The following is a 24,016-nucleotide window of genomic DNA, read 5'->3' on the forward strand; positions in this document are numbered from 1 at the left end:
TTGCTATAATGCCTGCCGCCCTCGACCATGCAATCGCCCCCATGACCAACGACTTCCCTTTCGATCCCCCCTACAAGCTCGCCATCGATTCCCCGGCAGGCAAACGCTGGGTCGAAGTGCTGGCCGACGGCAGCCAGGTCGACACCACGCCGCCGGCCACCACCTTGCCGCCGCCTGGCACGCGCGTGGACAACGCGCCGCGCGGCGGCAATGGTGGCAGTGGTGGAGCCCCCGCCAAGGCGCAGGTCTTCCTGAACGTACCGTTCGCGGAAAAGGATGAAGCCAAGCGCCTCGGTGCGCGCTGGGACCCCACGCGCAAGAAGTGGTACGTGCCGAACGGCGTCGACGCCGAACAGTTCAGCCGCTGGACCGCCTGACAGCCGGTCGTCAGATCGGGTCGAACATCCGCTTGTCGACATAGCACCAGCCCCACGTCTCGCCCGGCTGCTGCGAGCGCATCATCGCGTGCCGCGTCTCGTGGAAATGCCGTGTCGCGTGGCGGTTTTTCGACTGGTCGCAGCAGCCCACATGGCCGCACACGAGGCAGGTGCGCAGGTGCACCCACGTGTCGCCCATCCTGAGGCATTCCTCGCAGCCGTCGGTGCGCGGCTGGTGGGTATGGATCTGGCTGAAATGTTCGCACTGGTCGCTCATCGCATCCTCCGTTCAACGATACGCCAGCTTACCGCCGCGCCGGCGCCATGGCAGCGCCCCATTCGGGAGAGGCGGGCTGGAAATCAGCCCAGTACCGTGACGACCACGCTGCGCCGGTGCGGCGCGGTGCGGTGTTCCCACAGGTAGATGCCCTGCCAGGTTCCCAGCAGCAGGCGGCCGCCGCCCACCGGCACCGTCAGCGCCGTGTCGGTCAGCATGGTGCGGGCATGGGCCGCCATGTCGTCGGGCCCTTCGGTATCGTGCCGGTACGCCGGGTCGCCGTCCGGCGCCAGCCGCGCCACGACCGTTTCCAGGTCGCGCCGCACGTCCGGGTCGGCGTTTTCCGTGATCGTCAGCGAACAACTGGTGTGCTGGACGAAGACGTGGGCCACGCCGCACGCGACGCCGGACTCGCGCACGGCCGCCGCGACGGCGTCGGTGATGTCGCGCGTTCCGCGCCCGGTGGTGGAAAAGTGAAGAAGGGACTGATGTGCCACGGTGGCGGTTCTCCAGCGGTATGGTGTTGTCGTGCGCCGCCATCTGAAGGATAATTGGCGCCCATGAACGATACCACTCAACGCCCAGAACTGCCGGACCACCTGTCCACGGACCCGCGCAGCTCCTTCCACGTGCCTGCCGTGTTCGAACACGACATCGGCATCCGCTTCAACGACAAGGAACGTTTCGACGTGTCCGAATACTGCATCAGCGAAGGCTGGATCAAGGTCCCGGCCGGCAAATCGCTGGACCGCAAGGGCCAGCCGATGCTGATCAAGCTGAAGGGCAAGGTCGAGGCGTTCTACCGCTAAGACTCGTCCGTCAGCGCACCGGCAGCCATGCCGGTTTTGTCTCTACCGAACCGGCAGCCATGCCGGTTTTGTCTCTGTATACAACTCACGCTCGACGGGGCCGTCGTACGGCCGCTCCAGCGTGCCCAGCGTCACCGCGATCGTTTCCGGCGATTCGGTACTGCGCCAGGTCAGCGTCGAACCGCAGACGCGGCAGAAGCCGCGCCGTCCGTGTTCGGACGACGCATATTCCACCACCAGTTCCTGCCCCCGCTCGACCGCATACGCGGCCGAGTCGACATTGGCATACGATCCCGCCCCCGCGCCATGCTGCTTCTGGCACATCGTGCAATAGCAATGGCTGGCATGATGGACCGGGCCATCGACCCGGTACGCCACGCCGCCGCACAGGCAGCTTCCTCTCAGCATCGCCTTCTCCCTACTTCGATGACAGGTTCATCGTCTGGACCGCCAGCAGCCTGCACTGGCCATCCACGTTCACCCAGGTGCGCATGAACTGGTAGCGGTTGGTCTTGAACGTCTGGCCATCCGCATTCCACTGCTCGACGATCGATATGCCGTGCAGCACCGTCGTATCGCCCAGCGTGCGCGCCTGCACGTCGCCCGTGGTGCGCGACTTGAACCGGGTGGGCTTCGCCATCCGCGCCAGCAGCACCGGCTTGGTTTCGATTTCCGAGCCGAGCGTATGCACCCACACGTAATCGTCGGCCAGGGCGTCGCGCAGGAACGCCGCGTTGCCGCTGCCGAGCGCCGCCTCGTACTGGCGGTCGCGTTCGACCAGCGCATCGGTGGGCAGGCAGGCAGCGGCCAGCGCCTGCAATGGCAGCGCGCAGGCAAGAATGAACAGGTATTTTTTCATGGCGCCAGTGTACGCCGAAGAAGCTGTCCCGGGCACTACCGCTCATCCTGTTGAGCGAATGGCCGGCGGCGATGGCAGCCTTCCCCGATGCGACTTACCATGGCCCGATACCAATAACGGGGACACCCATGCCGCATTCACGTACCGTCTACCTTTTGCTCGCCGCCGTGCTGGCCGGCGCGGCGCATGCCGCGCCGATCGACCGCCAGGCGGTCGTTTCCCGCCACAATCCCCACCTGACGCAGGTCGATGCCTGGTCGCCGCTGTCGGTCGGCAACGGCCGCTTCGCCTTCACGGCCGACGTGACGGGCCTGCAGACCTTCGCCGACCATTACTGGCAGCACGGCACCGCCACCGAAACCCAGGCGCGCTGGAGCTGGCACACGAACCCCAATCCGAACAACTACAAGCTGGCAGACGCCAACCGCCCGTACACCGCGCACGGCCGCACGCTCGGCTATCCCACCAACCAGAACTCGCCGGCCGGCCAGTGGCTGCGTGAAAATCCGCACACGCAGCCGCTGCCGCGCATCGGTTTCGTCTTGACCGGCGCCGGCGCGCGCCCGCTGGTGCCCGCCGACGTCGGCGCGGTCGACCAGCGCCTCGACCTGTGGAAAGGCGAACTGGCCAGCCGCGTCACGCTGCAGGGCCAGCAGGTGTCGGTGACCAGCGCCGCCGACCCGAAGACCGATACCGTGGCGTTGCGTATCCGCTCGCCCCTGCTGGCGCGCGGCGCGCTGGCGGTGCGCATCGCGCTGCCACTGGGCTACGACCTGAAGGTCAAGCACAACCCGCCGCTGGACTGGACGCAGCCGGCGGCGCACCGCACCAATGTGCTCGAACAGAAGCCCACGCTGCTGGCCGTGGAGCACCTGCGCGATGGATTGCACAATCCATCGCGCTATGCGATGACGGTGGCCAGCGCGGCGCCGCTGACCATTACCCGGCCCGACGCGCACGCCTTCGTGATCACCCCGGCGCGCGGCGACACGCTGGACATCACGGTCTCGTTCGCGCAGCAGGGCCGCGCACCCGCCCCGCGCAGCGCCGACGTGTTCGACGCCAGCGCGAAACACTGGAAAGACTACTGGCAGAGCGGCGCGGCGATCGACTTCGCCGGCAGCACCGACCCGCGCGCGAAGGAACTGGAGCGGCGCGTGGTGCTGTCGCAGTACCTGGCCGGCATCCAGCTGGGCGACACGCTGCCCGCGCAGGAAAGCGGCCTGACGACGGCCACCTGGTACGGCAAGCACCACACGGAAATGGTGTGGTGGCACACGGCGCACTTCGCGCTGTGGGGCCGCCCGGAATACACGGCGCGCACGCTGACCTGGTTCCAGCGCACGCTGCCGTCGGCCCGCGCCGTCGCGGCCGAACGGGGGCTGAAGGGCGCGCGCTGGATGAAAATGACGGGCCCGGAAGGCCGCGAAAGCCCCGGCGGCAATCCGATGATCATGTGGAACCAGCCGCACCCGATCCACCTGGCCGAAATGATGTACCGCGCCGAGCCGACGCCGGCCACGCTGGAACGCTACCGCGAGCTGGTGATGGAAACCGCGGCCGGCATGGCATCGATGCTGCACTGGGAAGCGGCGCGCGAGCGCTACGTCCTGGGGCCGCCGATGTGGATCGCCCAGGAGATCTACGACCAGGCCACCAGCATGAATCCCACGTATGAACTGAGCTACTGGGCGCGCGGCCTGGAAATCGCCCAGCAATGGCGCGAGCGCCTGGGCCTGCCGCGCGACGCGGACTGGGAACATCGCCGCACCCATCTGTCCGACCTGCCGCAGAAGGACGGCAAGTACGTCGCCATCGAAAGCACGCCGGACACCTGGGACAACATCGCCAGCCGCCACGACCATCCATCGTTCCTGATGGCGTTCGGCCAGTTGCCGGGCGACGGCGTCGACCGCGCCGTGATGCGCCGCACGCTGGATGCCACGCTGGCCAGCTGGGACTGGGCCACCAAGATCTGGGGCTGGGACTACCCGATGGTGGCGATGACGGCCGCGCGGCTGGAAGCGCCCGAACTGGCGGTCGACGTGCTGCTGAAGACGGATGGCCCGAACAACGCCTACACGGTCGCCGGCCACAACCCGAACACCGGCCTGCCCGTCTACCTGCCCGGCAACGGCGCCCTGCTGGCCGCCGTCGGCATGATGGCCGGTGGCTGGGACAACGGCCCCGACCGCCCCGCCCCGGGCTTCCCGGACAACGGCAAGTGGGTCGTCAAGACCGAAGGGTTCAGGAAGCTGCCCTGACCAGGCCCGCGGCACAACGTGCCGCGGTGGTTCACACCCGTGCGGCCGGGCTGGCGACCATGCCGCGTTCTTCGGGCCGCAGCGTCAGCACCGCCACGCCGGTGGCCGTCACGGCCACCGTGTGTTCGAACTGCGCGGACAGCGAACCATCGCGCGTGACGACCGTCCAGCCGTCCGCCTCCGTCTTCACGCTGCGGCCGCCGCGGTTCAGCATCGGCTCGATCGTGAACACCATTCCCTCGCGAAGCTCCAGGCCCGTGCCCCGCTCGCCAAAATGGCGCACCTGCGGCGCCTCGTGCATTTCCCGGCCGATGCCGTGGCCGCAATACTCGCGCACCACCGAATAACCGTTGCGCTTCGCATGGCGTTCGATCGCCCAGCCGATATCGCCCAGCCGGGCACCGGGACGCACCGCGCGGATGCCCTTCCACAGCGCTTCATACGTGGCCTGCACCAGCCGCCTGGCCGCCGGATCGACATCCCCGACGAGGTACGTCTTGCTGGAATCGGCGATATAGCCGTTCTTCTCCAGCGTGATGTCGAGGTTGACGATATCGCCGTCCTTCAGCACGTCCGCCAGCGACGGCACGCCATGGCAGACCACGTGGTTCACCGACGAATTCAACACGAACCGGAAGCCGTACTGCCCCTTGCTGGCGGGCCGCGCCTGCAACTCGTCGACGATGAAGCGCTCGACCAGCGCATCGATCTCCAGCGTCGACCTGCCGGCCAGCGGGGTCCGGTCCAGCAGGCCGAACACGGATGCCAGCAGCCGGCCCGATTCGGCCAGCAGCGCCACTTCGTGGGGCTCTTTCGTCATGGCCTGCCGCTTCCCGGCACCGCCGCCACCCGCTCCGCCCGATCCATCTGCGTCTGTTTCATGTTTGCTCCTGAATATACGTAATATGCACGCATTGTATACATATCGTATATTAGCGCAAGCGCCGCCCGAACCTTGCCGCAATTGCAGAAACACAAAACCGGTGACAGACTCCCATTTTCAAGAAACACTCGTTTCAAAAGAATGGAAGCCTGTCACCGGTTTTGCCTGCGCTCCGGCGGGAGCCGGGAGCTGTCAGCGCATCGCCGCCGTCCGCTTCTCCGCCCACTTCGCATACGCGGCCAGCGCCGATGCCGGGCCGGTGCCGTACCAGCCGTAGCCGTCGCGGCGCTCCTTGCTCAGTTCGTTGACGTCGGTGTGGATGGTGCCGTCGCGGTCGCCGAAGATCGGCTTCATCGACTTGATGTCGTACATGCGCGCCCACATCGGCCCGGCGCCGGGCCGGGCTTCGAGGAAGCGGCCGTTCTCGCCCTTCGCCGTCCAGCCCACGTCCCGCACGGCCACCCGCTTCAGCCAGGCGGCGCCGGCATCGATGGCCGCGACGATATCCGGCGACGGTTGCGGCAGGCGCATCAACAAGATCAGCAGCCGCGACGTCTCGGAACTCGACAGCGCCACCGGTTCGAAATTGCGTGCGCCCACGGGTGCCAGGGTCAGCGCATCGTGCTGCTGGCACCAGCCGGTGAGCTGGCCGTCGACGCGGATCTGGCTCGCCACCAGCACCTTGATCGCCCGCTCGTGCGCCGCCTGCGCGCGCGCCGCCAGGTCCGGCGCCACGAACGTATAGTCGCCCTGCCGCCCGGCCACGGCGGCCAGCAGGTCGGCCACCTGGGCGAACGCATTGTCGTTGAACGTGATCGCATCGTGGTAGCCGCCCTGCAGCGGATATACCTGCGGGAAGCCGCCGTTCGGGTACTGCGCGTCCAGCAGGTAGTTCACGCCCTTGTCGAAGGCCTTGCGGTAAGGTTCGCCGGCGGTACCCGGCAGTGCCGTCACCACGCGCGCCAGAAAAGCCAGCTCGGTGGTGGTGGCATCGTTGTCGATCGTGCCGACATAGTTCCAGCCTTTCGTGGCAACCACCACGCCGCCCGAGGGATCGTCGTCGATCGGCGCGTAGTGCGCGCCCTTCTGCCGCAGGTGCCCGGTGCGGTCGACGTTCTTGCCCCAGCCGCCGGCCGGCGTCTGGAAGCTGACGATATTGTCGGCCACGTGCCGCGCCTCGGGCGAGGCGTACCACGCCGCCGGCTGCTTCAGCGGCATGCCCGAATTGCCTTGCAGCCTGGCCTGCGCTTCCGGCGGCGCCGCTCCGGCCGCCCGTTCCGCCGCCAGTGTGGCCTTGTCGCGCGCCATCAGCGCGCGCGAGCGCTCCAGGTAGGTGCGCCACGCGGCGCGCCCGGTGTCGGCCAGCGTGGCGATGCGCGCTTCCGTCACCGGCTGCGCGCGCGTCATCGTGCCGATCACCGTTGCCTGCGCGGCGGGCAGGCCCATGCCCATGCCAAGCCCCAGCGCCACCGCGATCCCCATCTTCTTGACTTTCATGCTTCCTCCTCGATGTACCGCCGTCAGCCGGACAGCTTTTCGTTATAGCGCTTGCCGCCGATCGTCACGTTGCGCAGGGTGACATCGCGCGCGTTGTGGATGAACCACGGCGCATCGGCACGCACCGCGTTGCCGAAATCGCAGTCGCTGATCGTCACGTTGCGCACCGGGAGCACCGGCTTGTCCGCCGGGCCGTTGTAGCTGTTCGCCACCGGTCCCAGCACCACGAAGGCCTGGTAGCAGCCGAACGCGCCTTCCGGGGTCTTCACATTCGACACCCGGATGCCGGAGATGTGCACGTCCGATACTTCCGGCGGCCGGCTGCGTACCAGGTCGAACGACGGCGTGTAGTCGCAGTCGAACGTGATCACGGCGCCGCCGCCGGTCGGCACCGTGCCGGCCGGCACCGGTCCGCCCGGAATCGGTTTGTAGAAGCCCGGCTTCAGGCGCACGCCGTTCGGCAGCGTCAGGTCGCGGATATAGAAATGGCGCAGGTAGCCACCCCGGTTCATATTGGTTTTCAGCCGCACCACGGTGTTGATCGGATCGGTGGCGTAATGGATGTTGCGCACGTCGATGTTCTGCGCGTAGACATGCTCGATCCCGGCCGACATCTCGCTGCCCAGCGTGATGCCGCCATGGCCGCTGTTCATCACCGAATTCTGGATCACCACGTTGCGCGTCGGGCCATAGCCCGTGTCGGCGTTCTTGCCCGCCTTGATGGCGATGCAGTCGTCACCGGTATTGAACCAGCAGCCGTCCACCAGCACGGTATCGCACGACTCCGGGTCGAAGCCGTCCGAGTTCGGGCCGATCGACTCCATTTTCACTTTCGAGAAATGCACGTTGCGGCACTTGACCGGATGGTGGATCCAGAACGGCGCGTTGACGGCCTGGTAGCCCTGCATCAGCACATTCTCGCAGTCCATGAATTCGACGAGGCACGGGCGCAGGTAGTGGCCCAGGCCGAAGACGCGCTTCTCGACCGGCACGCCGGCTTCCGACAGCGCCGGCAGGTACTTCTCGTCGGCGCGGCCGTTCGGGCGGTCACCCTGGATGCGCGCCAGCGTGGCCGCGTCCAGGTGCGGCGCCACCGTCGCCAGCGGCGGGTTGGCCGGATTGTCGACGCCCTGGTGCAGCGCGCCCTTCTCGGCGCCCTTCTGGTTCATGCTCCACCAGCCCGGGCCGCTGCCATCCTCGTACGGCACGCCGGCCTGGCCGTCGAGGATGCTGGTCCAGTCCTCGCCGGTGATGGCGATGTTCTTCTGCCCGCGCGCATAGACCAGCGGCGCGAAGTTGTAGCAGTCGTTGCCCTGCCAGCGCGACAGCACCAGCCTGCCGTTGGCGCCGCAATCGACCGTTTGCGCTTCCGGGTAGTCGCGCGCGTAGTCGGCCGGACTGGCGCTGAAGTACACGTGCGCGCCTTTCGCCAGGTGCACGTGCACGTTCGACAGCAGCACGATCGGCCCTTTCAGGTACCAGTCGCCGGCCGGCACCAGCACGCGCCCGCCGCCCGCCTTGTGCGCGGCGGCGATCGCCGCGCGCAGCGCCGGATGGCTGTCGTGCGAGCCGGGTACCGGCGTCGTCACCTGCCCCCTGGCGCGGATGGTGGGATAGCCGGCCACCTGGTGCACCTTGCACGGCTTGGCGCCATGCGCCGTGATGACGAAGTCGCGTTTCGGGAACGGCAGCGGTTTTGCGAACACGCCGGCGATTTCCTTCGCGCGCGCCCACGGGTCGGCGGCCTGGGCGCGGCCCAGTGCCGGCAACCCCAGGAGCGACACGGTGCCCAGCGCGGCGGACCCCTTGAGCCATTGACGGCGCCGCAGGAAGCTTTTGTCTGTCATATCGATCTCGGTTGGTTTGGCGAAATCGCCATCGGGAACGCGACAAAGCCGGCACGTGGCCGGCTTTGTCGCGAACGGAAACTACATCAGAACTTGTACTCGACCGAGAGACGTGCCACGCGGCCCAGCATGTCGGCCATGCTCGTCACGTAGCCGCCGCCATACACGCTGTTGGCGGTGAGCGGTGGCCATTCTTCCGTGATGTTGTTGACGCCCAGGCTGATCGTGGTGTTCTTGATCCCCGTGTAGCGCACGTTCACGTTGAACTGGCTGTAGTCGTCCACCTTGGTCAGCGTGGAGCCCGCGCGCGGCGTCAGGTCCGTCACGCCGCGCTGGTAGCGCTGCGACAGCGTTGCGCGCCATGGCCCCTGGCCCCAGCTGAACGATGCCGTGTGCTTCCACCGCGGATTGATCTGCGGCATGCCGGCCAGGCCGGCGTTCGGGCCCGCTCCGCCATAGCGGCCATCGTTGGTGATGACGCCGATGTTGGTGAACCACGGGCCATCCTTCTCGGACTGGAACTCGTACTTGTGGTACCACGTGCCGTCCATCTTGGCGTCGAACGTGCCGTAGCTGGTGGCCGGGAAGCGGTAGCTGGCGGAGATGTCGGCGCCGCGGATGCGGCTCATGCCGCGGTTGGCCTGGCTCGCCACGATGTGGTCGATCGTGCCGTCGGCGCGGCGCAGGATGGAACTGGCGTACTTGGCCGGATCCTGCTGCACTTCGGCGATCGTCACGGCGCCCAGCACGTCCTTGATCTTCAGGCCCCAGTAGTCGACCGTGACCGACAGGTTCCTGATCGGCTCATAGCCGAAGCCGAACGAGAAGCCGCGCGATTTTTCCGGCTTCAGGAAGCTGTTGTCCGGCGACTTGGTCCAGTACTCGGTATTGACGTTGCAGACCTGGTCGGCCGTGAAGCCCGCCACCGGCAAGCCGGTGCCGGCCACCGTCGGCTGCGCGCTCGGGCACAGTACCGGATCGTCCATGTCGATCGTGCGCACTTCGGCCGTCGGGTTCTGCACGTCCATGATCGATGGCGCGCGGAAGCCGGTCGACAGCGAGCTGCGCAGCAGCAGGTTGTCGAGCGGGCGCCAGCTTGCCGCCAGGCGCGGATTGACGGTGGTCTGCTTCAGGTCTTCGTAGTAGTCGGCGCGCACGGCGCCGTTGATCGAGATCGTCTCGGTGACCGGTGCCTCGACCTCGGCCAGCAGCGAGGCGATGTCGCGCGACAGGCGGCGGCCCACGCCCTGCGGCGTTTCGCCGACCAGGTCGTGCTGCAGCACGTTGCCGGCGGCATCCAGGTTGTAGCTGCCGTCCGCCTTCTTGTACACGAAATCGAGCGGCGCATCGTAGGTGCGCGCGGCATCGCGGCGCACTTCGGCCGCCACCGCCAGCGTCAGGTCGCCGCCCTTCAGCGCCATCAGCGCCTTCGACAGGGTCACGTCGATACTCTTGTTGTAGGCCTTGTTCAGGCGGTACGTGTAATTGCTTGCCTCGATGCTGCGCAGGTAGGCGGCACCCGCCTCGTCCTGCAATCCGAACGGGTTCAGCGTGCCGTTGTTGAAGCCTTCCTGCGCCTTCGAATACAGGATGTAGCCGCCGCCCACTTTCGTGTCGCGCTTGCTCATGCCCCAGTTCACGCCGGCGCGGTAATCCCAGCCCAGCACTTCGCCTTCGGCCGTCAGCACCACGCGGTCGTTGGTCTGCTCGTCGTTGCGGTAGGCCGAACCCAGTTCGGCCGGGCCCCACTGGAAGTACAGTGTGCGGCCGTTCATGTTCAGGTCGCTGACGGTACCCGGCGTGAGCGTGCCGTCGATATACATGGCCGGCGAATTGCTGCCGGTATTGCTGCCCACCACCTGCACCGCCGGCGTGATGCCGTTGCCCGGGTAGAAGCGGCTCGACGACGGCAGCGAATACGTGGTGAACGGATTGGTGCCGCCCGGCACCTGCATGCCGCGGAATTTCTGCACGGTGAACTTCGAGTGCAGCACGTCGATGTCGATCTTGTGGCCGCCCGGGATATTGAAGCTGGAGCGCGCGGCGATGGTCTGGATCTCGCTGCCGTCGGTTACCGAGTTGTAGAACAGCGGATCGCGGTAGCAGCCCGGTGCGTACACGGGCGGCGTATTGGCGCTCTGGTTGCCCAGCGTCGGGCGCGAGTACGGCGCCACGCAGCCGCTGGCATAGGTGGGGTTGTAGTTCGAGTTCGCATTGCGGGCGAAGCCGAAGTTGGCCGTGGGGCTCGGGTTGCGGCCATCGGGCAGCAGGCCCAGGCCCAGCGTGCGCAGCACATCGGGGTCATGCTGTTCGGGACGCTCGCCCTGGAACAGCGGCGTTTTCTTCTGGTGATCGAAGGCGATGTACGCATTCCAGCCATCCCTGGACAGGTTGCCTGTACCGGCGATGGCGCCGAAGCTGGTGGTCTTGCCGCCGCCGCTTTCTTCCGGACGCGCATATTCGGCCTTCAGGTTCACACCCTCGAAGCCGCGCTTGGTCCAGAAGTTCTGCACGCCGCCGATCGCGTCGGCGCCGTAGGTGGACGACGCGCCGCCGGACAGCGTCTCGACGCGGTCCAGCGCCATGCGCGGAATCACATTGACCGACACGTACTGGTCCTGCAGCGGCTCGTTGGCCAGGCGGCGGCCGTTGAGCAGGGTCAGCGTGCGCATCGGGCCCAGGCCGCGCAGGTTCGTCATCGGGCCGGCGGCGCCCGAGTTGGTGCCCAGCGACAGCGATTGCGGCTGTTCCAGCACCAGGTCCTTCAGTTCGGTGTGGCCGCGCGATTCCAGCTCGGTGGCCTTGATGGTGGTGACCGGCGTGGCCCCCTCGGTGGCCACGCGCCGGATCAGCGAACCGGTCACGACGACCGATTGCACCGGTTCGGCCTGGGCTGAATCTTGCGAATTCGCCTGGGCCTGGGCCAGTCCGCTCATTTCGCAGACTGCGACGGCGACGGCCAGCGCCATCGTGGCGCGCCGCAGCGCGGGTTGGCGCTTGGCCGGTTGTGGTGCGTACATCATGTGTCTCCTCCGCCTGTGCTTTTCTAAATTGGCTAGATCACTTGCTCGTACTGGTAGACCAGTCCCAGGATTGGCCGGACCAGTTGTCACGAGTATGCGCCCATGGGGCGGGAGAAGTCACGGGTATCATGCATCATCGTTGCGAAATTGCATCATCATGCAAATGCTCAAAATGTTGAGCGCCAGACGTGGTATTGCGCCGCTACAGTCGTTTTGCGCCGCATGCACCGCGCAGGATGCGGCTCGCCCTCTTCCAGCCTCACAGGCCCTCCGCATGCGCCAGCGGCCGGCGCGGCCGTATTGCGTACCCGTTGATGTTTTTTATATATAACCATACAATGCGCCGGCGCAGCACGTCGTACGCTGCCAGCGCATGCGGCCGCTCCTGCTGCCGGTGCACCGACAACACCACCGTGGAGACAAGATGAAACCAGACACCCCGCCCGACCGCGCACGGCGCCACCTGATGCTGGGCATGGGCGCCCTGGCCGCCGCGCCGCTCATCGGCTGGACTGCCCCGGAAGCCGGCAGCCGCGACAGCCGCGCCGGCACGAACACCGGCGCGCGTGCAGCCAGGCGCCACGACACGCTGTGGTACCGCCAGAGCGCCGCGCGCTGGGAAGAAGCGCTGCCGCTCGGGAACGGCCGGCTGGGCGCGATGGTGTTCGGCGGCGTGGGCCAGGAGCGCCTGCAACTGAATGAAGATACGCTGTGGGCCGGCGCCCCGTACACGCCGGACAATCCCGCCGCGCTGGCCGCCCTGCCCGCGGTGCGAGAGCTGCTCGCGCAGGGCAAGTACACTGAAGCAACGGAGCAGGTGGCGGCCGCGATGATGGGTAAGCCGATCCGCCAGATGTCCTATGGCACGCTGGGCGACGTGCTGCTGACGATGCAGGATGCCGCGGCGCCGGCCAACTATGAGCGCTCGCTCGACCTAGCCGGCGCGGTGAGCAGCACGCGCTATCGCACGCCGCTGGGCACGCACACGCGCGAGAGCTTCGTGTCGGCACCGGACCAGGTGATCGTGCTGCGCCTGCAGGGCCCGAAGGGCAAGCTGGGCTTCACGCTGGGCTGGCGCGGGCCGAGAAAGGTGAAAGCGATCGCATCGAACTACCCTGGCCTGGCCACCGATCTGGCCAATGCGCCTGCCACCGACTGGCTGCGGGTCGAGGAAACCGGGCCGCTGCCGCCCGATGCCGCCGTCGTGGAGGATGGTCCGGATGCGATCCTGATCACCGGCCGCAACGAAGCCATGCACGGCATCCCGGCGGGCCTGCGCTACGCGCTGCGCATCCAGGTGCTCGGCGACGGCAAGCTGCGCTACGCCGACGGCCGCCTGACGCTGAGCGGCGCCTCCACGGCCACGGTGCTGATGGCCGCCGCCACCAGCTATGTCAACTACCGCGACGTGAGCGGCGATCCGGTCGCCATGGTGCGCCGGCAGATGGCCGCGGCATCGCGCAAGCCCTACGCGGCGCTGAAGCGCAGCCACATGGAAGAGCATCGCAGCCTGTTCGGCACGATGTCGATCGACCTGGGCACCAGCCCCGCCGCGGCCACGCCCACCGACACGCGCATCGCCCTGGTCGGCAAGCAGGACGATCCCGCGCTCGACGCGCTGTACGTCCAGTACGCGCGCTACCTGCTGATCGCGTCGTCGCGGCCCGGCGTGCAGCCGGCCAACCTGCAGGGCATCTGGAACGAGGGCACCAATCCGCCATGGGGCGGCAAGTACACCATCAACATCAATACGCAGATGAACTACTGGCCGGCCGATCCGGCCGGGCTGGGCATGTGCGTGGAACCGCTGCTGCGCATGGTCGAGGAGCTGGCGCAAACCGGCGCACAGACCGCGAAGACCATGTACGGCGCGCGCGGATGGGTTACCCACCACAACACCGACCTGTGGCGTGCAGCGGCGCCGATCGATGCGGCGAAGTACGGCATGTGGCCGTGCGGCGGCGCCTGGCTGTGCAATTCGCTGTGGGATCACTACGACTACAGCCGCGATGCCGCGGTGCTGCGCCGGCTGTACCCGGTACTGCGCGGGGCCTCCGAGTTCTTCCTCGACACCCTGGTCGAGGATCCGCAAGGCCGCGGGCTGGTGACGTCGCCGTCGATGTCGCCGGAAAACAGCCATCCGTTCGGTTCGTCGATCGCCGCCGGGCCGGCGATGGACCGCCAGATCGTGCGCGACCTGTTCGCTCACACCCTGGAGGCGGGCCGCCTGCTGGAGCAGGACAAGGCGCTGATGCAGCGCATCGCCGATGCGCGCGCCCGGCTGGCGCCGGACCGCATCGGCCAGCAGGGACAGTTGCAGGAATGGCTGGAGGACTGGGATGCGCGCGCGCCGGACCGGAAGCACCGCCACGTCTCGCACCTGTACGCGGTGTATCCAAGCGGCCAGATCAACGTGCGCGACACGCCCGACCTGGTGCGCGCCGCGCGCCAGACCCTGCTCGACCGGGGCGACCTGGCCACCGGCTGGGGCACCGCGTGGCGCCTGTGCCTGTGGGCGCGCATGGGCGACGCGGAACACGCCTATTCGGTGCTGAAGGGCCTGACGGGGCCGCAGCGCACCTATCCGAACATGTTCGACGCCCATCCGCCGTTCCAGATCGACGGCAACTTCGGCGGCGCGGCGGGCATCATGGAAATGCTGCTGCAGTCATGGGGCGGCGAGGTGCTGCTGCTGCCGGCGCTGCCGGCAGCCTGGCCGTCGGGGCGCGTCACCGGCATGCGCGCGCGCGGCGGGCTGACGGTCGACCTGGCGTGGCAACAGGGGCAGCTGACCTCCGTGCGGATCGGCGGCAAGCCCGGCGACGCGGTGACCTTGCGCCACCTGGGCAAGGCCCTGCAGGTAAGGCTCGATGCCGGCGGCACCTTCCGCAGCACCGGCAAGGAGCTGAAGGCAGCCGCCTGAGCGGAGACGCCGGCCGGCGCCCGGTGTCCGGCACCAGGCGCCGCCGCTGACGCATCGATGGCTACGGCCAGGGCTACGGCTACGGCTACGGCTTCGGCGACAGCGTGAAGCCGTAGCTGGCCGGCGCCAGCGGGATGCGGTACTTGACCAGCGGCCGGCCGTTGCCACTCCAGCCGTCATCGCCGCCGACACCGGCCTGGGCCAGGTCGATCAGCACGCTGCCCGGCCGCTTGCCATCCCCCTGCGGGCGGATTTCGGAACTCTTCCAGGTGCCGCGCGGGCGCAGGTACAGGTCTTCGTACGGGAAGGCCAGCGCATTGAATGCCAGCGGCCGGGCGCCCTTCACCGTGATGCCGGGAATGCCGTCGCCGGCCAGCGAGAACCAGCGCACATCGGTCTTGTTGCCGGTTTCCTGGGGCCGCATGTAGTCGTGATACTGGTCCGCCGTCTTGCCGGTGTAGATGCCGAGGGCGGCGCCGGTCTTTCTGTCGGCATACGACTCGTGCGGACCGCGGCCATACCAGCTCACCGTGTCGAGCTTCGGTGCGCTGTCGAAGCGCAGGCCGAGGCGCAGCGGGTCGGGCAGGTCGTCCCGCAGCGGCGTAAACGTGGCCTTGACGTCGACGCTGCCGTCGGCGCGCATGCGGTACTCGTTCCGCCAGTGCGCGGCACCCGCGCCGAACGCGTACAGCACCGTCACCGCATCGCCGTCGACCGTCACGCTGCGCACCTTGCGCTCCCTGGTGAAATCGCCCCACACCGCATTGGTCTTCATCGTGCCGGTGCCCTCGTCGTTGTCGGTCAGGCCGCGCCAGAAGTTCGGCGTGCCGCCCGCCAGCACCGGCTGGCCGGCCACGCTGTAGCTGACGGTGCCGGTCTTCGGATCGAGCTCCAGCCGCGCCGCCGTCGTGGCCAGCACGATCGCATCGCCATTGCGCTGCGGCGTGACGCCGGCGCCGGTGCCCGCCTTCGCGGCGGCAGCCTTGCCGGCGGAAGGCAATACGAACTGCGACCAGCCGACCACGCCGCCGGCGGCCACGCCCTGCCCGGCCACGCGCTGCTTCGCGCGCACCGTCAGCACGTATTCGCCGTCGCCGCGCGCGCGGGAAGGCAGCGCCAGCCTGACGTCCTGCCGCGCCCCGGCGGCGGCCTTCACGCCGGCAAGCCGGCCGTTCGCCACGGCATTCCCGTCGCGCAGCAGCTCCCAGTCGAAGTCCAGGTGGTCCAGCCCGAGCATGTCGTAGCGGTTGACGACGGTGATCGTCCCCTTTTCCGGGCGGCCTTCGAACACCACCGGCGAGTACACCTTCTGCAGTTCGTAGTATTCCGGGTCGGGCGTGCGGTCGCCGCGCACCACGCCGTCGCCGATCACGCTGTTGTCGCCCCGCTCCGGATTCAGGTCGAAACCGGAAGCCCAGTACCGGCGGCCCTGAGCATCCTTTGCAAACACGCTCTGGTCGACCCAGTCCCAGATGAAGCCGCCCTGCAGCTTGCGGTGCGCGCGGATGGTTTCCCAGTAATCCTCCAGGTTGCCCAGCGAATTGCCCATCGCGTGTGCGTATTCGCACTGGATCATCGGCTGCGTGAAGGCTGGATCCTGCGCGTAGTCGATCATCTTCGTGATGTCGTCGTACATCGGCGCGTAGATGTCCACGTAGGCGTTCGGCTTGTGCACCTCGCCCAGCGTGCCGTAGCCCAGGTAGCTGACCAGCCGGGTCGGATCGGCCTGGCGGATCCACGCCGCCGCAGCCTCGAAGTTCGGACCGGTACCGGCCTCGTTCCCCAGCGACCAGAAGATGATCGAAGGATGGTTCTTGTCGCGCTCCACCATGCGGCTGACGCGGTCCACGTGGGCGATGCGCCAGTGCGGCTTGTAGCCCAGCTGGATCTTCTCGCGGCTTGCCGCGTCGGGTGCCCGGTCGCCCTTGTCCATGTACTCGTGCGACTCGATGTTCGCCTCGTCCATCACGTACAGGCCGTATTCGTCGGCCAGGTCGTACCAGCGCGGATCGTTCGGATAGTGCGAGGTGCGCACGGCGTTCACGTTGGCCTGCTTCATCAGTTCCACGTCGCGGCGCATCGATTCCATCGACATCACGCGGTAGGTGACGGGATCGTGCTCGTGCCGGTTGACGCCGCGGATCATCACGCGCTTGCCGTTCACGCGCACTTCGCCGTCGGCGATTTCCACGGTGCGGAAGCCGATGCGGCGCGACGTCGCGGACAGCACACGGCCGTTGCCGTCGACCAGTTCGACGACCAGCGTGTACAGGTTCGGCGTTTCGGCCGACCAGGCCTTGACGCCCGGCACCGCGCCGCCGAGCACCGCCTTGCGGTTCGCGCCCGGCGTGCCTTTCAGCTCCAGCACGGCGCGGCTGCCGTCCAGCACGCGCGCCCGCACCTCGACCGCGGCCGGCTGGCCGGCCACTTCGGCGGCCAGTTCGAAACGCCCGTCGCGGTAGGACGGCTTGTCGAGCGACGCCGTCACCTTGAAGTCGCGCAGCCGCGTCTTCGGCTCGGCATACAGGTAGACGCTGCGCTCGATGCCGGACACGCGCCAGAAGTCCTGGTCTTCGAGGTACGAGGCATCGGCCCAGCGATAGACCTCGATCGCCACCGTGTTGCGGCCCGGGCGCACGTAGCGCGTCACGTCGAATTCGGACGGCAGCTTGGAATCCTCCGAGTAGCCGACCCGCTCGCCGTTGACCCACACATAGTACGCGGCACCGGCCGCGCCGATGTGCAGGAACACGTCCTGGCCGTTCCAGCCGGCCGGCACGTCGATGTCGCGGCGGTACGAGCCGACCTCGTTGAGTTCGTGCGGGATGGCCGGCTCGTTCGCCGGGAACGGATACTTGATGTTCGTGAAGATCGGCTTGCCGTAGCCCTGCGCCTGCATCATGCCGGGCACCTGCACGGTGGCCCACTTGGCGGTGTCGAACGACGGCTTGTAGAAGTCCTTCGGGCGCGCCCCGGGGTTCGGCGAGTACGCGAACGACCAGGCGCCGTCCAGCGACAGGAAGCGGCTCGACGCGGCCTTGTCGCCGACCAGCGCCTTCTCAGGCGATTCGAAGTTGAAGAAAGTGGCCTTCATCGGCTCGCGGTTGACGGCCACCACCTCGGGCAGTTCCCACTCGGCCTTGGGTTGGTCGGCCGCGGCGGCCTGCAATGAGAGCGCTACCGCAATGGCGGCAGACAGGGTCGATGGTTTCAGCATGGTCTCCACTGTTATCGTTATCGGAGCCATTAGCTTAACGGAAACTTTGCAAAAAACGGAGCCTGTCACCGGTTTTCGGGAAATTTTTCACGAAAACCGGTGACAGGCTCCGATTATCGGGCCCTGATTACTCTCGAGCGCGGCTGTATCAGGCCTTCAGCGCGATGCGCCGCTTTTCGCGCGCCGACTGGTACACCGCCTCGATGATGCGGATGTCGCGCAGCCCCTCCTCGCCGGGCACGATCGGCTCGCGGTTTTCAAGCACGCACGTGGCCAGGTGATCGAGCTGGCCGGCGAACTGGTTCTTGCCCGGCCCCGGCGGCGGCGTGACCTCGTTCTCGCGGCCCTTGCCCACCCACATCCGCTGGCCGCTGTAGTTGGTGGCCGGCTCGAGTTCGATGCGGCCCTTGTCGCCCATCAGCAGGATCTGGTTGCGGTTTGCGCTGTACATCGACATGCACGAGCCGATCACGCCGGACGGGAATTCGAGCTGGAACTCGATCATGTCCTCCACCTCGCGGAAGCGCGGATCCTTGCGGTCGGTGGTTTCCTTCGCATACACGGCGACCGGCTCCTCGCCCGTCATGTAGCGCGCAGCCTGCAGCGCGTAGATGCCGATGTCCATGATCGACCCGCCGCCCGACATCGCCTTCTTCAGGCGCCACGCGGTCGGATCGCCGGCCGTGTAGCCATGCTCGGAACGGAAGTAGCGCAGCTTGCCGATCTCGCCGGCCCGCGCGCGGCGGATCGCCTCCAGGTTATAGGGCTCGAAATGGCAGCGGTAGCCGATCATCAGCTTCTTGCCGGCCTGCCGGCAGGCGGCGATCATCGCCTCGCACTCTTTCGACGACAGCGCCATCGGCTTCTCGCACATCACGTGCTTGCCCGCCTTCGCCGCGCGGATCGTGTATTCGGCATGCATCGACACCGGCAGGCAGACGTAGACGATGTCGATGTCCGGGTTGTCGCGGATGCTGTCGTAGTTCTCGTAGTTGTAGATGCCCTTTTCCGGCACGCCGTACTCCGCCGCCACCCGCTTCGCCTTGGCCGGATCGCCGCTCACCAGCGCCACCAGCCGGCTGTGCTGGCAGTTCTTGAACTGCGGGATGATCTGCCCCAGGCCGTAGCCGCCCAGCCCCACGATCGCATACCCCACCTTGCGCCCCGCCGTTTGCGCCAGCGCGGACGACCCGATTGCCGACGCCGCGATGGCACCGCCGGCGGCAAGAACAAAACCACGTCGATCCAGATCTACAGACATGCCCAGCTCCTCTCAAATGTTGTGACAACGATTTCAGGCTGTCGATGATTCTATCTCAACGCAGAACGGGTTTCCCTTGAAATGTTTCCAGAAAACTGGGGACGGACCCTGTTTTCTGGGAAATTTCCCAGAAAACAGGGTCCGTCCCCAGTTTTTAAGTCCCTGTTTTTTTAGTCGCTGCCCTGCTTCGCGGGCTTGGCGTGCAGCCAGCGGGCGTGGGCGGCGCGGGCGAGGTAGTCCAGGGCGTAGCCCAGCAGGCCGATCAGGATGATCGCCGCAGTCAGCTCCGAGTAGGCCAGCCGGTCGCGCGTGTCGAGGATGAAGTAGCCGAGGCCGGCCGAGACGCCCAGCATTTCGGCCGGCACCAGCACGATCCAGATGATGCCGATCGCCAGGCGCACGCCGGTGAGGATGTGCGCGGTGATACCTGGCAGGACGACGCGCCATACCATTTCGGTGCGCGTGGCGGACAGGCTGCGCGCCAGCAGCATCCAGTTCGGGTCGAGCTGCCCCACGCCGGCCACGGTGTTGAGCATCAGCGGCCACGTGGCGGCAAAGGCCAGCAGGAAGTACACCGGCGCATCGCCGACGCCCAGCGCCATCACGGCCAGCGGCATCCACGACAGCGGCGACACCATCCGCAGCAGCTGGAACAGCGGCGTGCTGGCCTGCGCGAAGCCGCGCGACAGCGCCACCAGGATCCCCAGCGGCACGCCCACCACGATCGCGCACAGCAGGCCGATGCCGACCCGCTTCAGGCTCACGGCCACGTGGACCCAGATGTCCGGCCCCTTCACCATGTCGACGAAGGCGTGCGCCGTCGCCAGCGGCGCGAAGGCCGCGGCGATCGGCGTGCGAGCCTCCAGGACAGCGACACCGGCCGACCACAGTACGATGGCCAGCGCGATGCCCACCACGGGCAGCAGTAACCTTGCCAGCATCGTCAAACGGCCACCGTCTCGGTGCGCAGCAGGTTGGCCGGCAGGCCGAACGCCGCGGGACCGCCGGCGGCGGCGATCGACTTGCGGACGAAGCGATCGTCGACCAGGTCGCGCGCGACGAACTTCGGATCGAGCCCGGCCAGGAACTTGTTGTCGCCCTCGACCTTCGTCTGCACCAGTGCGCGCACCATCTCTTCGGTGTACGAGGCAAACGGGAATGGCTGGAAGTCGATGCGGCGCTGCTGCCACTGCGGGTGCGCGATGACGCCGCGCTTCTGGTAGTCCGAATAATCGGTCACGGCCAGCACCTTGGTCAGCGGCTGCAACTGGTGCGGCGTGTACCTGTTCGGGCCCGACGACGACAGCAGCTTGGCCGTCTCCACCTGGTTCGAGCGGGACCACAGCTGCGCGTTGACGATCGCATTGGTCACGCGCTGCGACCATTCGGGCTTCTCGGCCAGGTCGCGTTCGGCCAGGAACGTCACACAGCAGGCATGATTCTTCCACACGTCGCCGGAGAAGCGCAGGATCTTGCCGACGCCGGCCGTTTCCGCCAGCGCGTTGAACGGTTCGGCGACGATGTAGCCGGCGATCGATTTCGAGGCCAGCGCCGACACCATCTCGGACGGCGCCATCACCACCAGGCTTACTTCGTTCTTCTTCAGTTCCGCGCCGCGGGCGCGCGTGACGACCGTCAGCTTGTGCGCGGCCAGCAGCTTTTGCAGCAGGATGTTGTGGATCGAGTACCAGAACGGGATCGCCACCGTCCTGCCGCCCAGGTCGGCCACCGAGTTGATCTCGTTCAGCACCGTCAGCCCGGAACCGTTGACGTGGTTCCACGCCACCACCTTGGCCGGGAATTTCGACCCGTAGCGCACCCACAGCGTGGCCGGCGACAGCAGGTGGATCACGTTCACCTGGCCGGACACGAACGCCTCGACGATCTGCGCCCAGCTGCGGAACAGCCGCGGCGCTTCGGTCTTCAGGCCCTGCGCCTCGAACAGCTTGCGGCCGTGCGCCACCAGCAGCGGCGTCGCGTCGGTGATCGGCAGGTAGCCGATCTTCACCGGCTGGTCGTCGCCCTTGAAGGCCTGCGCACGGGCGTCGCCGGCGAACAGCAGCGGTGCCGCGGCGCCGGCCGAGGCCAGTGCGGACATGCGCAGGAAATCGCGGCGCGTCATGCCGCAGTCGCAGTCGGACGAGGCGCAGATGTGAAGCTTTTCTTGTTTCATCTTGTTTTATCCCGGAAGATTGTTGGTATCGCGCCGGGTGGCGGCGCGCAGTTCGGCGACGATGTCGAGCCGCAGGCGGACGATCTCGTCGCCATGCTCTTCGCGCGGCCGCGGAATATCCACGCGCCACTCGCGCACGATGCGGCCCGGCCGTCCCGCCAGCAGCAGGATGCGGTCGGCCACGAGGATCGCCTCGTCGATGTCGTGGGTGACCAGCAGCGCGGCGGTATGCCAGCGGTGCACCAGGTCCACCAGCAGCGACTGCATTTCCGAGCGGGTGATGGCATCGAGGGCCGAGAAAGGTTCATCGGCAAACAGCAGCTCCGGTTCGCGCGCCAGGGCCCGCGCCAGGGCCACGCGCTGCGCCTGCCCGCCGGACAGCTGCGCCGGGTAGGCATGGACGTGCGATGCCAGGCCGACCGCCTCGATCGCGTCGAGGATGCGCTGGTCGCGCGCGGCCCGGCCGATCGCCGGCTGCCGCGCGAAATCGAGGCCGAAGCCCACGTTGGCGGCGACGTCGAGCCACGGCAGCAGGCTCGGTTGCTGGAACACCAGCGCCGCCCGCGGATGGGGCGCCAGCAGCGGCTCGCCCAGGAAGTGGACGGTGCCGCCATCCGGCACGGCCAGCCCGGCCAGGCCACGCAGCAGCGTGGACTTGCCGCTGCCGCTGCCGCCCAGCAGGCAGACGATCTCGCGCTTGCCGATCGCCAGCGACACGCCGTCCACCACCGCCCTGCCCTGGTAGCCGAAGCGCAGGCCGTGCGCGTCGAGCGCAGGATCGGGAGCGGTACCCGCCTCCCCGGCGGACATCAACGGCCCGGGCGCCGTCATGGCGCGCCCGCGGTAGCGGCCTGCTTCTGCAACGCCATCTGCAACTGCGTCAGGCTCGGCGTCACGATCGGCACGAACGCGGCTTCGCGCCAGCGGCGCGCGAAGCTGCGGTCGTGGTCCATCAGGTAGGCGCGGCCGCCGCTGCCCTGCAGCTCAAGCATCACGGCCTGCTGCACCATCTCGGCCAGCGCGATGCGCAGCCTGAACATCGGCGCGGCGGCCGTCTTGAAGCGGCCATCGCCCACGCCCTCCTGCAGTTGCTCCACCGCCCCGGCCAGCTCGGCCTGCAGCGCTTCGACGCGGTCCAGCAGGCCGCTGCGGGTGGCGCTGCACAGCCGGTGCGCGGCGCCGAGGCTGGCCCGCGCCAGACCGATCGACATGCCGCATTGCATGCCCAGGAAGGCCGGGCGGACGGCCGGCAGCCAGCTCAGCGCATCGTGGGTGATCACGTCCGCCTCGTCGACCGGCACGGCGTGCAGCTTCACCGCGGCGGTATTGCTGCCGCGCAGCGCCAGCAGGTCGAGATCGTCGCTGCGCACCACGCCCGCGGCATCGCTGCGGAACGCGACCACGGCCGGCGGGCCGCCGGCCGGCGACGTGACGGCTGCCGCGGCGACAAAGCCTTCCTTGCGCAGGTTGGTGATCCATGCCAGGCCGCCGTCCAGCCGCCAGCCGGCATCGGCCTGCGTGGCGGCGATCTGCAGCGACTCGATCCCGGACAGGAATTTCATCGCGTTCGACAGCCCCGTGGCCCCGGCTATTTCCCCGCGCAGCAGCGGCGCCAGCCAGCGCTCGCGCAGTGCGCCATTCGGGCTTTGCAACACGTATTCGATGAAGGTGCGGTGGCCCCAGAACACGAATGCCGCCGTCAGCGAGCGTTCCGCCACGGCGGCAATGGCTTCGATCGCATCGCGCACGTCGCCACCGCTGCCGCCCAGCGCCTCGGGCACACCGATGGCGAACAGGCGCGCCTCGGCCAGCCGCGGCACTACCTCGGAGGCCAGTGCCTGCGTGGTGTCGAGCGCATCGGCGTGTGTGGCCAGCCAGTCCGCCAGCGCGGCCGGCAGCTCGATGGAACGTGCGCCCGCCATCAGATGGCTCCGGGTGCGTATTGCTGCAGTTCGGGGTTGATCGCGCTGCCGGACAGCGTGTTGGCGAAGTTGCACAGCGTAGCCAGCGCCACGCCCAGCACGACTTCCAGCGACTGCTGCTCGTTGTAGCCGGCGGCCAGGAAGGCCTGCAGCGCGGCGTCGTCGACCGCGCCACGGGTGGCGATGACGGCCTTGGCGAAATCGGCCACCGCATCGAGCTTTGCATCGCCGGTGGCGGTGCCCTGCTGGAGCGCGCGCACGCTTTCCACCGGCAGCTGCGCCTTCTTCAGCGCCACGGCGGTATGGCCGGCCACGCAGAAATCGCAGCCGTGGATGCGCGCGGCGGTGATCTGCACCACTTCGCGCTCGGCCAGGGTCAGGCTGGTCCTGGCATTGATGCCGGACACCGTCATGTACATTTCCAGTGCCTGCGGCGAATTGGCCAGCACGCCGATCAGGTTCGGCAGGAAGCCGTTGTTGGCCAGCGCCTTCTCGACGAACGGGCGGCTCGCTTCGGGTGCGGTATCGACGGTATGCAGCGTGAGACGGGACATGGTGGGCTCTCGGTAAAGGATTGACGCCGCATTATAGGAAACGCAGGCGGCAGACGAACAGACGCATCCGTCGCTATTACGTGCTCTATCGTCCAGATATGCTCTATCGTCCAGATCCGGCTCGATTGCC

At 67.7% G+C, this 24,016-nt stretch carries 19 protein-coding genes; 4 read left to right on the forward strand and 15 right to left on the reverse strand.

Annotation, left to right across the window (positions count from 1 at the left end; translation table 11 throughout):
- Positions 1-41 precede the first annotated feature (41 nt).
- The gene (locus ACY34H_RS04730; protein WP_464976327.1) at positions 42-377 is read left to right on the forward strand and encodes a DUF5710 domain-containing protein; all 336 of its coding nucleotides are present in this window, start codon (positions 42-44) and stop codon (positions 375-377) included.
- Positions 378-387: 10 nt separating this feature from the next.
- Here ACY34H_RS04730 and ACY34H_RS04735 read toward each other — a convergent pair whose 3' ends face one another.
- Entirely contained in the window at positions 388-654 is a 267-nt protein-coding gene (locus tag ACY34H_RS04735; protein WP_464976328.1) for a UBP-type zinc finger domain-containing protein, read from the reverse strand.
- Between the two features lie 83 nt (positions 655-737).
- On the reverse strand, positions 738-1,151 hold the full coding sequence (locus ACY34H_RS04740; RefSeq protein ID WP_464976329.1) for a secondary thiamine-phosphate synthase enzyme YjbQ: 414 nt from the start codon (positions 1,149-1,151) through the stop codon (positions 738-740).
- Between the two features lie 63 nt (positions 1,152-1,214).
- Here ACY34H_RS04740 and ACY34H_RS04745 point away from each other — a divergent pair, with 63 nt between their 5' ends.
- Positions 1,215-1,463, forward strand: coding sequence for a DUF3297 family protein (locus tag ACY34H_RS04745; RefSeq protein WP_131146330.1), 249 nt, complete (start codon positions 1,215-1,217; stop codon positions 1,461-1,463).
- A 42-nt stretch (positions 1,464-1,505) separates the two neighbouring features.
- Here the strand turns inward: ACY34H_RS04745 and ACY34H_RS04750 are convergent, their stop codons facing one another.
- Entirely contained in the window at positions 1,506-1,871 is a 366-nt protein-coding gene (locus tag ACY34H_RS04750) for a GFA family protein (RefSeq protein ID WP_464976330.1), read from the reverse strand.
- Between the two features lie 10 nt (positions 1,872-1,881).
- Positions 1,882-2,322, reverse strand: a complete 441-nt coding sequence (locus tag ACY34H_RS04755) for a nuclear transport factor 2 family protein (RefSeq protein WP_464976331.1) — start codon at positions 2,320-2,322, stop codon at positions 1,882-1,884.
- A gap of 128 nt (positions 2,323-2,450) precedes the next feature.
- Here ACY34H_RS04755 and ACY34H_RS04760 point away from each other — a divergent pair, with 128 nt between their 5' ends.
- A complete protein-coding gene (locus ACY34H_RS04760; protein WP_464976332.1) occupies positions 2,451-4,586 on the forward strand; it encodes a hypothetical protein in 2,136 nt (711 codons plus the stop codon).
- Positions 4,587-4,617: 31 nt separating this feature from the next.
- Here the strand turns inward: ACY34H_RS04760 and map are convergent, their stop codons facing one another.
- The 4 genes from map to ACY34H_RS04780 all read right to left on the reverse strand — a co-directional run bounded on the left by map (position 4,618) and on the right by ACY34H_RS04780 (position 11,836).
- Complete coding sequence (gene map / locus ACY34H_RS04765; protein WP_464976333.1) at positions 4,618-5,406, reverse strand: type I methionyl aminopeptidase; 789 nt, start codon at positions 5,404-5,406, stop codon at positions 4,618-4,620.
- A gap of 255 nt (positions 5,407-5,661) precedes the next feature.
- Positions 5,662-6,966 carry a pectate lyase gene (gene pelA, locus ACY34H_RS04770; protein WP_464976334.1) on the reverse strand — a complete coding sequence of 435 codons (1,305 nt, stop codon included), beginning with the start codon at positions 6,964-6,966 and terminating at the stop codon, positions 5,662-5,664.
- A gap of 23 nt (positions 6,967-6,989) precedes the next feature.
- Positions 6,990-8,813, reverse strand: a complete 1,824-nt coding sequence (locus ACY34H_RS04775; protein ID WP_464976335.1) for a glycoside hydrolase family 28 protein — start codon at positions 8,811-8,813, stop codon at positions 6,990-6,992.
- Between the two features lie 86 nt (positions 8,814-8,899).
- The gene (locus tag ACY34H_RS04780) at positions 8,900-11,836 is read right to left on the reverse strand and encodes a TonB-dependent receptor domain-containing protein (RefSeq protein ID WP_464976336.1); all 2,937 of its coding nucleotides are present in this window, start codon (positions 11,834-11,836) and stop codon (positions 8,900-8,902) included.
- A 424-nt stretch (positions 11,837-12,260) separates the two neighbouring features.
- Between ACY34H_RS04780 and ACY34H_RS04785 the strand changes: the two genes are divergently transcribed.
- Positions 12,261-14,759: a glycoside hydrolase family 95 protein gene (locus ACY34H_RS04785; RefSeq protein WP_464976337.1), complete on the forward strand. Its 2,499-nt coding sequence runs from the start codon at positions 12,261-12,263 to the stop codon at positions 14,757-14,759.
- Positions 14,760-14,844: 85 nt separating this feature from the next.
- Here the strand turns inward: ACY34H_RS04785 and ACY34H_RS04790 are convergent, their stop codons facing one another.
- The 7 genes from ACY34H_RS04790 to ACY34H_RS04820 form a co-directional block, all read right to left on the reverse strand.
- Complete coding sequence (locus ACY34H_RS04790; protein ID WP_464976338.1) at positions 14,845-17,976, reverse strand: glycoside hydrolase family 2 TIM barrel-domain containing protein; 3,132 nt, start codon at positions 17,974-17,976, stop codon at positions 14,845-14,847.
- 148 nt (positions 17,977-18,124) lie between these two features.
- Entirely contained in the window at positions 18,125-19,237 is a 1,113-nt protein-coding gene (locus tag ACY34H_RS04795; RefSeq protein ID WP_464976339.1) for a Gfo/Idh/MocA family protein, read from the reverse strand.
- A gap of 170 nt (positions 19,238-19,407) precedes the next feature.
- The gene (locus tag ACY34H_RS04800) at positions 19,408-20,178 is read right to left on the reverse strand and encodes an ABC transporter permease (protein ID WP_464976340.1); all 771 of its coding nucleotides are present in this window, start codon (positions 20,176-20,178) and stop codon (positions 19,408-19,410) included.
- A gap of 2 nt (positions 20,179-20,180) precedes the next feature.
- Entirely contained in the window at positions 20,181-21,410 is a 1,230-nt protein-coding gene (locus ACY34H_RS04805) for an ABC transporter substrate-binding protein (protein WP_464976341.1), read from the reverse strand.
- Between the two features lie 6 nt (positions 21,411-21,416).
- Positions 21,417-22,241 carry an ABC transporter ATP-binding protein gene (locus tag ACY34H_RS04810; RefSeq protein WP_464976342.1) on the reverse strand — a complete coding sequence of 275 codons (825 nt, stop codon included), beginning with the start codon at positions 22,239-22,241 and terminating at the stop codon, positions 21,417-21,419.
- Positions 22,238-23,332 (reverse strand): acyl-CoA dehydrogenase family protein, encoded by a 1,095-nt coding sequence (locus tag ACY34H_RS04815; RefSeq protein WP_464976343.1) that lies wholly within the window; start codon positions 23,330-23,332, stop codon positions 22,238-22,240. The genes ACY34H_RS04810 and ACY34H_RS04815 overlap by 4 nt, the downstream gene beginning before the upstream one ends.
- Positions 23,332-23,886 carry a carboxymuconolactone decarboxylase family protein gene (locus ACY34H_RS04820; RefSeq protein WP_464976344.1) on the reverse strand — a complete coding sequence of 185 codons (555 nt, stop codon included), beginning with the start codon at positions 23,884-23,886 and terminating at the stop codon, positions 23,332-23,334. Before ACY34H_RS04820 ends, ACY34H_RS04815 begins: the two co-directional genes overlap by 1 nt.
- Positions 23,887-24,016: the final 130 nt, after the last annotated feature.

It is taken from the genome of Pseudoduganella sp. jia 9 (genome assembly GCF_055502615.1).

Coding starts and splice junctions, on each gene's coding strand:
- ACY34H_RS04730 (WP_464976327.1), top strand. CDS start 42: ATGACCAACGACTTCCCTTTCGATCCCCCCTACAAGCTCGCCATCGAT.
- ACY34H_RS04735 (WP_464976328.1), bottom strand. CDS start 654: ATGAGCGACCAGTGCGAACATTTCAGCCAGATCCATACCCACCAGCCG.
- ACY34H_RS04745 (WP_131146330.1), top strand. CDS start 1,215: ATGAACGATACCACTCAACGCCCAGAACTGCCGGACCACCTGTCCACG.
- ACY34H_RS04750 (WP_464976330.1), bottom strand. CDS start 1,871: ATGCTGAGAGGAAGCTGCCTGTGCGGCGGCGTGGCGTACCGGGTCGAT.
- ACY34H_RS04755 (WP_464976331.1), bottom strand. CDS start 2,322: ATGAAAAAATACCTGTTCATTCTTGCCTGCGCGCTGCCATTGCAGGCG.
- ACY34H_RS04760 (WP_464976332.1), top strand. CDS start 2,451: ATGCCGCATTCACGTACCGTCTACCTTTTGCTCGCCGCCGTGCTGGCC.
- map (WP_464976333.1), bottom strand. CDS start 5,406: ATGACGAAAGAGCCCCACGAAGTGGCGCTGCTGGCCGAATCGGGCCGG.
- pelA (WP_464976334.1), bottom strand. CDS start 6,966: ATGAAAGTCAAGAAGATGGGGATCGCGGTGGCGCTGGGGCTTGGCATG.
- ACY34H_RS04775 (WP_464976335.1), bottom strand. CDS start 8,813: ATGACAGACAAAAGCTTCCTGCGGCGCCGTCAATGGCTCAAGGGGTCC.
- ACY34H_RS04780 (WP_464976336.1), bottom strand. CDS start 11,836: ATGATGTACGCACCACAACCGGCCAAGCGCCAACCCGCGCTGCGGCGC.
- ACY34H_RS04785 (WP_464976337.1), top strand. CDS start 12,261: ATGAAACCAGACACCCCGCCCGACCGCGCACGGCGCCACCTGATGCTG.
- ACY34H_RS04790 (WP_464976338.1), bottom strand. CDS start 17,976: ATGCTGAAACCATCGACCCTGTCTGCCGCCATTGCGGTAGCGCTCTCA.
- ACY34H_RS04795 (WP_464976339.1), bottom strand. CDS start 19,237: ATGTCTGTAGATCTGGATCGACGTGGTTTTGTTCTTGCCGCCGGCGGT.
- ACY34H_RS04800 (WP_464976340.1), bottom strand. CDS start 20,178: ATGCTGGCAAGGTTACTGCTGCCCGTGGTGGGCATCGCGCTGGCCATC.
- ACY34H_RS04805 (WP_464976341.1), bottom strand. CDS start 21,410: ATGAAACAAGAAAAGCTTCACATCTGCGCCTCGTCCGACTGCGACTGC.
- ACY34H_RS04810 (WP_464976342.1), bottom strand. CDS start 22,241: ATGACGGCGCCCGGGCCGTTGATGTCCGCCGGGGAGGCGGGTACCGCT.
- ACY34H_RS04815 (WP_464976343.1), bottom strand. CDS start 23,332: ATGGCGGGCGCACGTTCCATCGAGCTGCCGGCCGCGCTGGCGGACTGG.
- ACY34H_RS04820 (WP_464976344.1), bottom strand. CDS start 23,886: ATGTCCCGTCTCACGCTGCATACCGTCGATACCGCACCCGAAGCGAGC.